This is a genomic window from Lentzea albidocapillata subsp. violacea (assembly GCF_900100275.1).
Taxonomy (GTDB): domain Bacteria; phylum Actinomycetota; class Actinomycetes; order Mycobacteriales; family Pseudonocardiaceae; genus Lentzea; species Lentzea violacea.
Map to the genome: position 1 here is coordinate 130,607 of NZ_FNET01000008.1, position 12,711 is coordinate 143,317.

Annotated in this window: 15 protein-coding genes; 3 read left to right on the forward strand and 12 right to left on the reverse strand. The window is 68.3% G+C overall.

The features are described from left to right. Positions 1-17: 17 nt before the first annotated feature. From BLR21_RS19525 to BLR21_RS19560, 8 genes are read right to left on the reverse strand one after another with little or no spacing between them, the layout of a single operon-like run. Complete coding sequence (locus BLR21_RS19525) at positions 18-479, reverse strand: hypothetical protein (RefSeq protein WP_090007263.1); 462 nt, start codon at positions 477-479, stop codon at positions 18-20. After that, positions 473-1,702 carry a DUF58 domain-containing protein gene (locus tag BLR21_RS19530; RefSeq protein WP_090007264.1) on the reverse strand — a complete coding sequence of 410 codons (1,230 nt, stop codon included), beginning with the start codon at positions 1,700-1,702 and terminating at the stop codon, positions 473-475. Before BLR21_RS19530 ends, BLR21_RS19525 begins: the two co-directional genes overlap by 7 nt. Further along, positions 1,699-2,640, reverse strand: a complete 942-nt coding sequence (locus BLR21_RS19535) for an AAA family ATPase (protein ID WP_030482057.1) — start codon at positions 2,638-2,640, stop codon at positions 1,699-1,701. Before BLR21_RS19535 ends, BLR21_RS19530 begins: the two co-directional genes overlap by 4 nt. Continuing rightward, complete coding sequence (locus BLR21_RS19540) at positions 2,637-2,987, reverse strand: hypothetical protein (RefSeq protein ID WP_090007265.1); 351 nt, start codon at positions 2,985-2,987, stop codon at positions 2,637-2,639. The genes BLR21_RS19535 and BLR21_RS19540 overlap by 4 nt, the downstream gene beginning before the upstream one ends. After that, positions 2,984-3,583, reverse strand: a complete 600-nt coding sequence (locus BLR21_RS19545; RefSeq protein ID WP_090007266.1) for a DUF4129 domain-containing protein — start codon at positions 3,581-3,583, stop codon at positions 2,984-2,986. The genes BLR21_RS19540 and BLR21_RS19545 overlap by 4 nt, the downstream gene beginning before the upstream one ends. Positions 3,584-3,603: 20 nt before the next feature. After that, positions 3,604-4,482, reverse strand: a complete 879-nt coding sequence (locus BLR21_RS19550) for a GSU2403 family nucleotidyltransferase fold protein (protein ID WP_090007267.1) — start codon at positions 4,480-4,482, stop codon at positions 3,604-3,606. After that, entirely contained in the window at positions 4,479-5,612 is a 1,134-nt protein-coding gene (locus tag BLR21_RS19555) for a type IV toxin-antitoxin system AbiEi family antitoxin (protein WP_176929702.1), read from the reverse strand. The genes BLR21_RS19550 and BLR21_RS19555 overlap by 4 nt, the downstream gene beginning before the upstream one ends. A gap of 41 nt (positions 5,613-5,653) precedes the next feature. Continuing rightward, a complete protein-coding gene (locus BLR21_RS19560; RefSeq protein WP_338061057.1) occupies positions 5,654-6,268 on the reverse strand; it encodes a uracil-DNA glycosylase in 615 nt (204 codons plus the stop codon). Positions 6,269-6,346: 78 nt separating this feature from the next. Between BLR21_RS19560 and BLR21_RS19565 the strand changes: the two genes are divergently transcribed. From BLR21_RS19565 to BLR21_RS19575, 3 genes are read left to right on the forward strand one after another with little or no spacing between them, the layout of a single operon-like run. Continuing rightward, positions 6,347-7,804 carry a S10 family peptidase gene (locus tag BLR21_RS19565; RefSeq protein WP_090007269.1) on the forward strand — a complete coding sequence of 486 codons (1,458 nt, stop codon included), beginning with the start codon at positions 6,347-6,349 and terminating at the stop codon, positions 7,802-7,804. Further along, positions 7,801-8,226, forward strand: a complete 426-nt coding sequence (locus tag BLR21_RS19570; protein WP_090007270.1) for a GNAT family N-acetyltransferase — start codon at positions 7,801-7,803, stop codon at positions 8,224-8,226. The genes BLR21_RS19565 and BLR21_RS19570 overlap by 4 nt, the downstream gene beginning before the upstream one ends. Continuing rightward, entirely contained in the window at positions 8,223-8,789 is a 567-nt protein-coding gene (locus BLR21_RS19575; RefSeq protein ID WP_090007271.1) for a chloramphenicol phosphotransferase CPT family protein, read from the forward strand. The genes BLR21_RS19570 and BLR21_RS19575 overlap by 4 nt, the downstream gene beginning before the upstream one ends. Positions 8,790-8,797: 8 nt before the next feature. Here the strand turns inward: BLR21_RS19575 and BLR21_RS19580 are convergent, their stop codons facing one another. The 4 genes from BLR21_RS19580 to BLR21_RS19595 are packed head-to-tail and all read right to left on the reverse strand — an operon-like array spanning position 8,798 to position 12,678. Then, positions 8,798-9,793 carry an ABC transporter ATP-binding protein gene (locus BLR21_RS19580; RefSeq protein ID WP_090007272.1) on the reverse strand — a complete coding sequence of 332 codons (996 nt, stop codon included), beginning with the start codon at positions 9,791-9,793 and terminating at the stop codon, positions 8,798-8,800. Then, positions 9,786-10,772 (reverse strand): ABC transporter ATP-binding protein, encoded by a 987-nt coding sequence (locus BLR21_RS19585; protein WP_090007273.1) that lies wholly within the window; start codon positions 10,770-10,772, stop codon positions 9,786-9,788. Before BLR21_RS19585 ends, BLR21_RS19580 begins: the two co-directional genes overlap by 8 nt. Positions 10,773-10,781: 9 nt before the next feature. Continuing rightward, positions 10,782-11,756: an ABC transporter permease gene (locus BLR21_RS19590; protein WP_090007274.1), complete on the reverse strand. Its 975-nt coding sequence runs from the start codon at positions 11,754-11,756 to the stop codon at positions 10,782-10,784. Then, positions 11,749-12,678 carry an ABC transporter permease gene (locus tag BLR21_RS19595; protein WP_090007275.1) on the reverse strand — a complete coding sequence of 310 codons (930 nt, stop codon included), beginning with the start codon at positions 12,676-12,678 and terminating at the stop codon, positions 11,749-11,751. The genes BLR21_RS19590 and BLR21_RS19595 overlap by 8 nt, the downstream gene beginning before the upstream one ends. Positions 12,679-12,711: the final 33 nt, after the last annotated feature.

Genomic DNA, 12,711 nt, shown 5'->3' on the forward strand with positions numbered 1-12,711 from the left:
TCCCTGAGAGAGTCGATTCAGATCCTCAGCGCGACGACCCCGATCACGACCGTCAGAGCGCCCAGTCCGAGCACCTCCACGAGCCGGATGCCGGCACCCGATGGGACGAACGCGGCGAAGGCCGTGACGGCGAATGTGATCACTTGGACAATGGCGAACCGGCGCGCCGGTGCTTTCAGCGCGGCGGGCTCGATCTTCGTTTTCGCCGGAACGACCGCCGCGAGCGCGGACGTCACGTGAATGAGGTGCAGCGCCGGAATCATGATCAGTACTCCGAGCCGCAACGGGTGCCCGTCGGCGAACGCCATCACCAGCGCGGCGTAGCCGATCAGCAACGCCGCCCCCGCGCTCCCCGGCATCAGCACGGTGAGCGCCGTCAGCACGGTGACGACCAGCAGCGGTGCGATCGACGTGGACTCCAGGTGCAGGACCAGCGCCACGGGCAACGCCGCGAGCACGATCGCCAGGCGCATCAGCATTCGCGCGTCACCGCCACCCCGTGCTCGGCCATGCGCCGCAGCCGCAGCCGGTGCTCCGCGGCGATCATCTCGGCCGCGACCTCACCCCACGGCGTCTCCGCGTCGGGTTCCAACGGCATCGGCAGCGTGTTGATCGCCAGCACGACGTGCCCGTGCTTGCGCGTCTGCACGGCCAGCTCCGCGATGTCGTCGTCGAGGAACGGCGACAGCACCACGACCACGCTCCCGTGCGGCAGCTTGCGCAACGCCACCCGCGACGACCACCCGGCGGCCTGCACGCACACGACGAGCTGCGTGCGGATGCGCATCAGGTGCCGCCGCCCGACGCCGGAACGCACGTTGAGCTGCGGCCGTGACAGGTCCATCAACGCCACCCGGTCGCCCTGCCGCAGGTAGCCCGCGGCCATCGACGCCGCCTGCCGCACCGCCCGGTCCAGGCTGCCGCCGGGCCGCGTCGTCGCCCCGTAGTGGGGAGAGGCCCAGTCCGAGACGTCCAGGCCGACGTCCGCGCGGGTGTCCAGGGCCAGCACGATCTCCGCGTCGGCCTCGGCGTGCCGTTCGCGGACGTGCACGGTGCCGGTGCGGGTCGTGACGCGCCAGTCGATGCGCTTGAGCCTGTCCCCCGGCTGGAACGCCCTGATGTCGCGCAGTTCGGTCGAGTCACCGGCGCGCGGCGACCGGTGGATGCCGACCAGCCCGGCCGGACGGGGCGGCAGCGGACCGGACGGGTGGTGCTCGACCGGTGGCAGGATCGTCCGGACGTGCTCGACCCCGACGATCGGCCCGTAGACGTGCATGCCGTCCGGGCCGGCGAACAGGTGGTCCAGCCGCAGGTCGACACCGGGACCCCACGCGTCGCGCCGGATCTCGACCGGCAGGTCGGGCGAGTGCGCCGGCACCGCGCGAGCGCCACCCGGCAGCTTGACCACGGCGATCTCCGCGTCCGCGCCGTCGAGGTGCGCGACGGTGTGCACGACACCCATGCCTGCCCCACGCGGCACGGGACGAACGTCGACCGTCGGTGTGCCACGGGGTTTCTGAGTGAGGAACACGGACAGGATCAGCGGCACGCCGAACAGCACCAGCTCCACCTGGTGCAGGAACATCCCGCCGACGACGAGCCCGACGCCCAGCCAGACGGCGCGCGTGTACGCGTCCGTCGGGTGCCAGTGCGCGCCGTGCGACTGGGCGAACGCCTCCCTGATCCTGTCCGCCCTGCTCATGAGCTGGGCGGGCCCGGAACCTTGCCGAGCAGCTCGGTGACGACCTGCACGCCGTTCACGCCGGACGTCCACGTCTCGGGCTTCATCACGAGCCGGTGCGCCAGCACGGCGACAGCGCACTCCTTGACGTCCTCGGGCGTCACGTAGCCGCGATCGTCCAAAGTGGCCAGTGCGCGGGCGACGAGCACGAGCCCTTGCGCGCCACGGGGTGACGCGCCCACCTCGACCGAGGAGTGGTTGCGCGTGGAGACCGCCAGATCGACGCAGTACCGCAGGAGATCGTCGTCCACTGTGGTCTGTTCGAGCTCGGCCTGCAGCTCGGCGAGCCTGCCGGGGGCGAGCACCGGCGCCACCTCGGCCTCCTCCCGCTGCCGCGCGAGCCGGCGGCGCAGGACCTCGACCTCCTCCTCCGGCGGCGGGTACCCGATGTCGAGCCGCACCAGGAACCGGTCGAGCTGCGCCTCGGGCAACGGGTAGGTGCCCTCGTACTCGACGGGGTTCGAGGTCGCGAGCACGTGGAACGGCCTGGGCAGCGGGAACGTGCGCCCCTCGACCGTCACCTGCCGCTCCTGCATGGCCTCCAGCAACGCGGACTGCGTCTTCGGCGGCGTGCGGTTGATCTCGTCGGCGAGCAGCAGCCCCGCGAACACCGGCCCCTGGTGGAACTCGAACTCACGGCTGCCGGGGTCGTAGAGGAACGACCCGGTGACGTCCGCCGGCAGCAGGTCCGGCGTGCACTGCAGGCGGCGGAAGTCGAGGCTGAGCGCCTGCGCGAGCGACCGCGCGATCAGCGTCTTGCCCAGGCCCGGCACGTCCTCCAGCAGCACGTGCCCGCCCGCCAGCACGGCCGCGAACGCGAGCCGCAGCGTGCGGGTGCGCCCGACGACGACCTTGCCGATCTCGTCGAGGACCGCCTTGGCCTCAAGCGAAATGGTCACTCGACCCTCCTGAGCCTCTCCGCGAGTTGCTTCGGATCCGGCATCTCGGACGCCTCGATCCCCAGTCGTGCGAACCGGGCGCGGAACCGTTCCCGGTAGCGCCTCGGGTCCTCCGCCGCCTCGGTGAGCCTGCTCGCGAGCGTGCTGGCGACTGCGGTGCTGATCGAACCGGGCGGCGGCGGTGCCGAACTCCAGACGATGTCGGTGGCCCGCGGCAGCCGCGTGACCAGCACACCGAACGCGGTGGGCGGCACGGCCAGCGCCGCGGCCCACGCCGGCGAGGCGCCGAGCCACCAGATCACGACGCCGATGATCACCCCGGCCACCAGTGCCAGCACGGTCTTCATGCGAGCTCCCGGACGATGCGGCTCAACTCTTGCCGTGCCTGCCGAGCCTGCGCGGCCGTCACGTCCTCGTGCCCGAACCGCGCGCGTTGGTAGAGGTCCTTGAGCACCACGGCATCCACACCGAGCTTCTCGGTGAACTCCGTGGGCGTCTGGTGCGGCAGCCGTTCCTCGGCGGCTTCGAGCGCGAGCCAGGCGGCGATCACAGCGTCCCGGGGCGGCCGGTTCGGGTGCTCGGTGAACTCCTGCAACGCCTTCTCGACGCGCTTCACCACCGCGGACTCCCCGATCTCGGCACCCTCGACCTCGACGCCGCGCACGCCTCCGCGACGGCGCCAGCGGGGCAGGTCGAACGCCAGGATGATCCCGATCAGTCCGAACAGGACGAGCCCGGCGAGCAGCACCAGGTACACGGTGAGCGGCACCGCGAACACACCCGGTAGCTCGGTCGGCAGCGGAACGTCCAGCTGCGGCGCGGTGTTCTGCGGCGGCGGGCGGTCGTCCAGGCGGTTGACGAACGTGACCGGCGACGTGCCGCCGGCCGCGACGACGACGATCAGCAACGCCGCCACCGCCACCCCTGCCCGCCACCACTTCATGGCGGTCAGCCTTACACGGGTCAGCGGGGTTCGGCTGATCCTTCGGCCAACTCGCTGGTGTCGGGCGGCCACTCCTGGATCATGCGATCGAACTCACGCAGCAGTTCGTCGACCAGAGCGACCATCGAAATCCTGATCTCGTCAGAATCTCCGAAGATCCCCTCCGCCTCGGCTGCGAGCTTCGGGAGCAGACCATCCGGTTCCGCCGCCAGCACACGAAGCTCCTCGGCAGCCTGTTTCGCCACCACGCCCGACAGCTCGTTCGAGACCAGATCACGCAGGCTCCGCGCCAATGCCCGGAAGTCTTCCTCTGCTCGGAGCAGGCGGAGCACGTCCAGCCCGTCCTTGGGCTTCAGACGGTGAGGCTGCTGGTGCCGCCTCTCTGCGATCTTGATGACCTTCGAGACGATGAGGGCCGCAGGACCAGCGACCTTGATCTCGAACGACCGCGAGTCGCCGGCATCCAGCGCACGAATCGTTCGAACGTCGTTGTCCACCACCGCGGCTTCCAACCCAGCTGTCCTGCGAGCGGTCATCTTGTCGTCGTGCGGTGGCTGAAGGCGTGCCGATCGGTGGCTTGAGCTCCCGCCGCACAACGCCTCGGGTGCCATCAGATCAACCGCGATCCCGCCACGTCCCAGCCAGCTGCCTGGCTGGTTGCCCGGTACGAAGCCGGCCGCACGCATGGCATCCACAACGGCGGGTTCACTCGCGAGCAGGTTCGGAATGAACGCGAGGTCCGCATCGGTCGTGGTCGGCGCGGTCGCGAAGTCGGCGGCCCCTGCGTGCAGATAGACCGCTTGCGCGCCAACGAGAACGACCGCTTCCCGGTGCGTCCCCAATCCGTCGAGCGCGTCCAACAGCACAGCCCGCGCCTGGACGTACTCCGGTGAGATCATTCTTTCCAACCTGCTTCACTGGTTTCGAGCACCGTCATCAGCTGCTGGGCCTCCTCTGCCGAACGGCCCGGCCCGGTCAGCAGATCCGCCACAACCTGTGCGGGAGCCGCGTAGTCAAGCCCTTCGATCCGTCGCGATCTCGCGTAGACGACCTCGTCATACGGCCGCATCACGAGCACGTTCATTCCTCGTTCGACGGATCTCAGGCCAAGACGGTCCATGAGTCCGACCGGGTCTTCGGCGTACAGGCTGAGCGAGACCAACGGCGACACCGCTGTCAAGCCATCCGGCAGGTACGCGCGTGCAGCAGCAGAGCCCGTCAGCACGACGCGCGAATCAACTGAAGGCAACGTCGCCAATGCATGGCTCAACCCACGCGGGTCCACTGTGGTGATGACCTCGTTGGAGGCCATGACCTTGTAGTCCTGGACCCAGCGATCGACCAGTGCTCGCTTGCGCACCGCGGTCACCGCCCCGTCCTCACCTCTCGTGAGGACCGCTTCTCGATCGAGAAGTTCGAGGACCCGCGCGCTTGTCGCGGCGCCGACCTGCGCTCGTCCGGCCAGGTCCCTCACTCCGACAGGCTCCGAGGTGTCGAACAGTTCAAGAACGACTTTTGCCGCCGCAGGGCCACGAAGAGACTTGAGCAACCGGTCAGCCGGATCACGGAACCCGTTGCGATCTGAGCCTGTTCGGTCGAGGAACAGGGCCGGCCGTTCGACTTGCAGGCGCAGGTTTCCAGTCAGGTCGAACCAGCCCACGAGGTGGTGCTGTTCCGCCTGCGCACGAGTCGTAGGCGACACGAAGGGGGCGGCCAGCATCAACCCACCGACTTCGATGCCGCGCTTTTCCGCCGCCTTGGCGTACGTTTTGAGCTGGTTCACCATCCCGGCGACATCTCTCGGCACTACGACGCTCTTGCATTCGAGCAGCACTGTTGCCTCGGCCCCATCCGGCGCCGTGATCACGAACTCGGCGTCCGGTCGGTACGCACGGCGTGAACCGCACTCGGCGACCTGCGAACCAGGTTCGACCGTCCAGGTAGATGGCAGGACGGAACGAATGGCCAGCAGAGCGGACCAGATGAGTTCCGCCTCGGTCGTTCCACGTTCTGCACCGTTCCGTGTCACATGGAACATGTTAGTTTGCGGAACACCCTCTGGGAAGCGCGTTACTGCGACACGTCTGGGTGACAGCTGACCGAACGACTCGGCGGCCAGGCGGAGGCCCGTTTCAGCACGTCCTGCAGCATCTCCTGGGTGAGCCTGCCGGTGTACGTGTTGTGCGGCGACACGTGATAGCACCCGAACACCCGCAACCCGCCCATCTCGACCTCCACCCCGTGCCCGAACTTCGGCCGCCCGGACCCCAGCAGCGGCAGGAACGCCTTCCACCCGAACCCGCCGAGCACCATGACGGACCGCAGGTTCGGCATCAGCGAGATCTCCTCCCGCAGGAACGGCGAGCACCGGTCCCGTTCCTCCGCAGTTGGCTTGTTGTCCGGCGGCGCACAGCGGACGGGCGAGGCCATGCGCACGCCGTACAGCTCCATGCCGTCGTCCCTGGCCCAGGCGCGGGGCTGTGAGGCCAGGCCGACCTCGTACAACGCCCGGTACAGGAAGTCGCCGGAGGGGTCACCGGTGAACATCCGCCCGGTCCGGTTTCCGCCGTGCGCGGCGGGGGCGAGGCCCACGATGAGCAGCGACGCGTCCATCGGCCCGAAGCCCGGGACCGGCTTGGCCCAGTAGTCCTGGTCCATGAACGCCGCGCGCTTCGTCACCGCCACGGACTCGCGCCACGCGACCAGGCGCGGGCACGCTCGGCAGGCCGTTATTCGATCGTCGAGTTCCGTAGTGTTGCTCCCATGTCCGAGGAGAAGACCGAAGAGAAGCCCGAGTCTCCCGCTGATGATCTGGTCACCACCCAGCACAGCATCGTCGTCAAGGGCCGCGAGCTGAACTACACCGCCACCACGGGGCGGATCGTGCTCAGGGAAGAAGTGCTCAAGGACGGCGTGTTCGAGGGCCACAAGCCCAAGGCCGAGGTGTTCGTGACCACCTACACGCTCGACGGCGCGGACCCGCTGAAGCGGCCCGTGACGTTCGCGTTCAACGGCGGACCGGGTTCCGCGAGCGTGTGGCTGCACATGGGACTCCTCGGGCCGCGCCGGGTCCTCAGTGGCGACGTCGGCGACCTCACCGCACCGCCGTACGGGATCGCGGACAACGAGGAGAGCCTGCTCGCCGAGAGCGACCTGGTGTTCATCGACCCGGTGTCGACCGGGTACTCCCGTGCCGCCGAGGGCGAGAAGCCCGGCAGCTACCACGGCTACCAGCCCGACATCGAGTCCATCGCCGAGATCATCCGGCTCTGGACCTCGCGCAACGGCCGCTGGATGTCCCCGAAGTTCCTCTGCGGCGAGTCGTACGGCACGCTCCGCGCGGCCGGTCTCGCCGAGCACCTGCAGAAGAAGTACGGCATGTACCTCAACGGGCTCATGCTGATCTCCTCGGTGCTGGACTTCGCGACGCTGGAGTTCAACGAGGGCCACGACCTCGCCTACACGCTCTTCCTGCCGACGTACGCGGCCATCGCCAACTACCACGGCCTGCACGGCGACCGGCCGCTCAAGGAGGTGCTCGCCGAGGCCGAGGAGTTCGCGGTCCGCGACTACCCCTACGCGCTCGCCCGCGGCAACCGGCTCAGCGACGTCGAGCGTGCCGCGACGATCGAGAAGCTCGCCCGGCTCACCGGCCTGTCCGAGGAGTACGTGGACGCGGTCGACCTGCGCATCGAGCACATCCGGTTCTTCACCGAACTGCTCCGCCGCGACCGGAGGACGGTCGGCCGCATCGACGCCCGCTTCACCGGCTGGGACACCGACTACGGCCGTGAGGGCATCTCCGCGGACCCGTCCATCGACGCGATTCTCGGCCCGTACTCGGCGGTGCTCAACCACTACGTGCACGCCGAGCTCGGCTACTCCAGCGACCTGCCGTACGAGGTGCTCGCGAGGGTCATCGACCAGTGGTCGTACAAGGAGTTCGAGGGCCGTCACGTCACGACGGCGGGCAAGCTCTCGGCGGCGATGCGGGCGAACCCGCACCTCAAGGTCCACGTCGCGTTCGGCTGGTACGACGGCGCCACGCCGTACTTCGCGGCCGAGCACCTCATCGCGCACCTGCAGATCCCGAAGGAGCTCACGGCGAACATCGAGTCGGCCTACTACCCCGCCGGCCACATGATGTACGTCCACGAGCCCAGCAGGATCCAGCAGTCCGAGGACCTGGCGGCGTTCGTGCGGAACTCCTCGAACACGTGATCCTCGACCTGTCCGACGGCACCGTCCTGCACGAGCTCTGGACGGTGCAACGGCTGGCGTACGCCGTCGAGGCCGAGCTCATCGGCTTCGACGGCATCCCGCCGCTGCACGAGTCGCTCGACGAACTCCGCGCCTGTGACGAGACCTTCCTGGGGCTCTACGACGAGGAAGGTCTCGCGGGCGCGGTGTCCTACCGGCTCGACGGGTCCACTGTGGACATCTGCCGGCTCGTCGTGCACCCGCGGGCACACCGCCGCGGCATCGCGTCGAAGCTGCTCGACGCGCTGCCGGAGGGGCCGCAGGTCGTCAGCACCGGCACCAGGAACGAGCCCGCGCTCGCGCTGTACCGCAAGCGGGGGTTCGTGGAGACCGGCACGCGCGAGGTCGCTCCGGGTGTCTCGCTCACCGACCTGAGCCGATGATCATCTTCCTCAACGGCACGTCCAGCTCCGGCAAGTCGAGCATCGCCGAGCAGCTGTTGCAGGTGCTGGACACCCCGTACTTCCACCTGGCCGTCGACGCCTTCGGTGCCATGCGCGCCGTCGAACGGACGCTGGAGCTCGACGGCCCGGAACTGGCCGAGGTCCTGCGCCGTACGAGGGCGGGATTCCATCGCGCCGTGGCGGGAATGGCGCAGGCGGGCAACGACCTGGTGGTCGACCACGTGCTGAGCGAGCCGTGGCGCCTGCAGGACTGCCTGGAGGTGCTCGACGGACTGGACGTCGTGCTCGTGGGCGTGCACTGCCCTCCAGACGAGCTGGAGAGGCGCGAACGGGCGCGGGGTGACCGGATGCCCGGGCACGCCGCCGCGCAGCTCCAGAGCGTCCACCAGCATGGGCTTTACGACTTCGAGGTCGACACGAGCGTGAACAGCCCGCGCGAGTGCGCGCTGGCGATCAAGGAGTTCGTGAGCCGGGAACCCACGACGAGGGCCTTCGACGAACTGAGGGGTCGTGCCCGCAGGCACGACCCCTCAACCGGCTGAAAACCCGATCAGACGACCGCGCGCTCCTCCGCGAAGTGACACGCGGCGGGATGACCGTCGTTGCGCACCACCAGCTCGGGAACCTCGGTCGCGCAGATGTCCTGCGCCTTCCAGCACCGCGTGCGGAACCGGCAGCCCGACGGCGGGTCGATCGGCGAAGGCACGTCACCCGTCAGGCGGATGACGTCGCGCCGGCCGCGCTGGGTCGGGTCCGGCACCGGCACGGCGGACAGCAGTGCCTGCGTGTACGGGTGCATCGGACGCTCGTAGATCTCGTCCTCGGTGCCGATCTCCACGATCTTGCCGAGGTACATCACCGCGACGCGATCGGACAGGTGGCGGACCACCGACAGGTCGTGCGCGATGAACACGTACGACAGGCCCATCTCGGACTGCAGGTCGCCCAGCAGGTTCATGACCTGCGCCTGGATCGAGACGTCCAGAGCGGACACCGGCTCGTCGCACACGATCACCTTGGGCTTCAGCGCGAGCGCGCGGGCGATGCCGATGCGCTGGCGCTGACCGCCGGAGAACTGGTGCGGGTACCGGTTGATGTGCTCCGGGTTCAGGCCGACGGTCTCCAGCAGCTCCTGGACCTTGCGCTGCCGGTCACCCTTGGGCGCGACCTCGGTGTGGATCTCGTAGGGCTCACCGACGATGTCGCCGACCGTCATGCGCGGGTTCAGCGACGTGTACGGGTCCTGCAGCACGATCTGGATGTCGCGGCGCAGCTTGCGCAGCTCCGCGCCCTTCATCGCGAACATGTCGCGACCTTCGAAGCGCGCGAGGCCCGACGTCGGCGGTTCCAGGCGCATCAGCACCTGGGCCAGCGTCGACTTGCCGCAACCCGATTCGCCCACGACGCCGAGGGTTTCGCCCTTGTTCAGCGAGAACGAGACGCCGTCGACGGCCTTGACGTGGCCCACGGTGCGCTTGAACAGCACGCCGACGCGGACCGGGAAGTGCTTGACGAGGTTCTCGACCTCGAGGATCGGCTCAGCCACGAGCGACCACCTCCTCCGCGATGTGGCACCGGCTGGTGCGGCCCATGCCGAGGTTGTGCGCAGCAGGCACCTCGGAGACGCACCGGTCGAACACGCGCGGGCAGCGCGGGTTGAACGGGCAGCCGGGCGGGATGTTGGTCAGCGACGGCGGCAGGCCCTTGATCGTCTTGAGCTCCTGGCCGCGCAGGTCCACGCGGGGCAGGGACTCGAGCAGCGACTCGGTGTACGGGTGCCCCGGCGCGCGGAACAGCTCGTAGACGTCGGCGTGTTCGACGATGCGGCCCGCGTACATGACCGAGATCCGGTCCGCGACGTCGGCGACGACGCCGAGGTCGTGGGTGATCAGGATCATGCCCATGTCGCGTTCCTTCTGGATCTCCGCCAGCAGGTCCATGATCTGGGCCTGCACGGTGACGTCCAGCGCGGTCGTGGGCTCGTCCGCGATCAGCAGCTCCGGGTCGAGAGCCAGCGACATCGCGATCATCGCGCGCTGCCGCATACCGCCGGAGAACTGGTGCGGGTAGTCGGAGACGCGACCCTTGGCGTTCGGGATCTTCACCTGGTCCAGGAGCTCGATCGCTCGCTTGCGCGCGTCCGCCTTGGACATCCCGCGGCGGACCTTCAGCTGCTCCTCGATCTGGAACCCGATCGTGAACACGGGGTTCAGGGCCGAAAGCGCGTCCTGGAAGATCATGGCGATGCCCTCGCCACGAACCTGGCGACGCTCTTCCGCCGACTGGGTCAGCAGGTCCTCACCGCGGAACTTGATCGTGCCGTTGGTGACGAACCCCGGCGGCGTGTCCAGGATGCCCATGATCGTCTGGGCGGTCACGGACTTGCCGGAACCGGATTCGCCCAGCACGGCAAGGGTTTCGCCCGCCGAGACGTGGTACGAAACGCCGTTGAGCACCTTCGCGACACCGTCGCGGGTGCGGAATTCCACGTGGAGATCCTCGACCTCCAGCAATGGCTGAGTCACAGGATTCCCCTAACGGGACTTGGGATCGAGGGCGTCGCGCACGGCGTCACCGAGCATGACGAAGGCCAGCACGGTGATCGTGACGAAGCCCGCGGGGAACAGCAGCATGTGCGGAGCCGACTGGAAGTAGTCGCGCGACTCGGAGATCATCACGCCCCACGACACGACCGGCGGACGCAGGCCGATGCCGAGGAACGCCAGCGTCGCCTCGGCGCCGATGAAGGCACCCAGGGCGATCGTCGCGTACACCAGCACGGGCGCCACGGTGTTCGGCAGCAGATGCCGGAACACGATCCGCAGCGGCGAGGCACCGAGACCGCGAGCGGCCTTGACGTAGTCCTGCTGCTTCGCGACCAAAGTCGCCGAACGCATGATGCGCATGGCCACCGGCCACGACAGCACGGCGATCGAGAGCACGACCTGCGTGATGATCTGGAAGACGCCGGGGTTCTCCGTGGGCGCGTTGAGCGTCGTCAGGATGACGATCGCACCGAGCACGAACGGGATGCCGGCGAAGATGTCGGCGAACCGCGACAGCAGGCTGTCGATCCACGTCTTCGCGTAGCCCGCGATGATGCCCACGGTCGACCCGATCAGCACGGTCAGCAACGTCGCGAAGATGCCGACCAGCAGCGACGCGCGAGCGCCGTGCATGGCACGGGCGTAGACGTCGTAGCCCTGCAGGTCGTAGCCGAACCACGCGTCACCCGAAGGTGACTGCAGTGACTTGTCGAGGTCGGCGGCGCGTGGGTCGACCGACGTGAACAGCGTCGGGAAGATCGCCATCAGCACGATGATCGCGATGATCACCAGCGAGATGATGAACGAGGGCTTGGTGCGCAGCTCGCCCCATGCGTCGCTCCAGAGCGAGCGTGGCTTCTTCTGCTTCTGCGACGAGTCGTCGATGTGGCTGGCCTGGTCGACGCCTGCCGCCGCGGACGCCTCGAGTCCGGTTCCGCCGGACACGGATCCTGGGTCACTCATAGCGAATCCTCGGGTCGAGAACGGCGTACAGGAGGTCGACGATCAGGCTCATCAGCAGGTAGACGAGGACCAGCAGGGTCACGATGCCCGTGACCATGATGCCTTCCTTCTCCTGGATGCCGCGGAAGATCAGGCCACCGATGCCGTTGATGTTGAAGACGCCCTCGGTGACGATCGCGCCGCCCATGAGGCTGCCGAGGTCGGTGCCGAGGAACGTGATCACCGGGATCAGAGAGTTGCGCAGCAGGTGGATGCCGACGACGCGGCTCTGCGGCTGGCCCTTCGCGATGGCCGTGCGCACGTAGTCCGCGCGCCGGTTCTCGACGATGCTCGACCGGGTCAGCCGGGCCACGTAGGCCATCGAGAGACTGCCGAGCACGAAGCCGGGCAGGATCAGCTCGCCGAACGTCGGATCGGAGCTGACCGAGGTGTCCATGAAGTCGAAGCCCTGCGGGCCGAGGTAGAGCCGCAGCACGAAACCGGTGACGAAGACCGGCAGCGAGATCAGGAACAGGGTCGACACCAGGACCAGGTTGTCGAGGAAGCCCTGCTTGCGCAGACCGGTGAGGACGCCGGCGATGATGCCGATGACGGCCTCGATGATCAGCGCGATGATGCCCATCTTGAGCGTGATCGGCCACGAGGTGGCGATCTGCTCACCGACGGAGACTCCGTTGAAGGTGGTGCCGAAGTCACCGACGAGCAGGTTGCCCAGGTACTTGAAGTACTGGACCACCAGCGGATCGTTGAGATTGAGCTTCTGGCTCATCTCGGCGATGTAGGCCGGATCACACGGCCGCTGGCCGCACTTGCCCGCGAAGGGGTCCTGCGGAATCGCCCAGACCAGGGCGTAGATCAGAAAAGTGGTCCCCAGGAAGACCGGTATCAGCTGCAGCAGACGGCGCAGCACATAGCGACCCATGAGGTCGGCTCCTTGCGTGGTGGGGGCGCCCAA

Coding starts and splice junctions, on each gene's coding strand:
- BLR21_RS19530 (WP_090007264.1), bottom strand. CDS start 1,702: ATGAGCAGGGCGGACAGGATCAGGGAGGCGTTCGCCCAGTCGCACGGC.
- BLR21_RS19590 (WP_090007274.1), bottom strand. CDS start 11,756: ATGAGTGACCCAGGATCCGTGTCCGGCGGAACCGGACTCGAGGCGTCC.
- BLR21_RS19525 (WP_090007263.1), bottom strand. CDS start 479: ATGCTGATGCGCCTGGCGATCGTGCTCGCGGCGTTGCCCGTGGCGCTG.
- BLR21_RS19550 (WP_090007267.1), bottom strand. CDS start 4,482: ATGATCTCACCGGAGTACGTCCAGGCGCGGGCTGTGCTGTTGGACGCG.
- BLR21_RS19540 (WP_090007265.1), bottom strand. CDS start 2,987: ATGAAGACCGTGCTGGCACTGGTGGCCGGGGTGATCATCGGCGTCGTG.
- BLR21_RS19575 (WP_090007271.1), top strand. CDS start 8,223: ATGATCATCTTCCTCAACGGCACGTCCAGCTCCGGCAAGTCGAGCATC.
- BLR21_RS19545 (WP_090007266.1), bottom strand. CDS start 3,583: ATGAAGTGGTGGCGGGCAGGGGTGGCGGTGGCGGCGTTGCTGATCGTC.
- BLR21_RS19565 (WP_090007269.1), top strand. CDS start 6,347: ATGTCCGAGGAGAAGACCGAAGAGAAGCCCGAGTCTCCCGCTGATGAT.
- BLR21_RS19595 (WP_090007275.1), bottom strand. CDS start 12,678: ATGGGTCGCTATGTGCTGCGCCGTCTGCTGCAGCTGATACCGGTCTTC.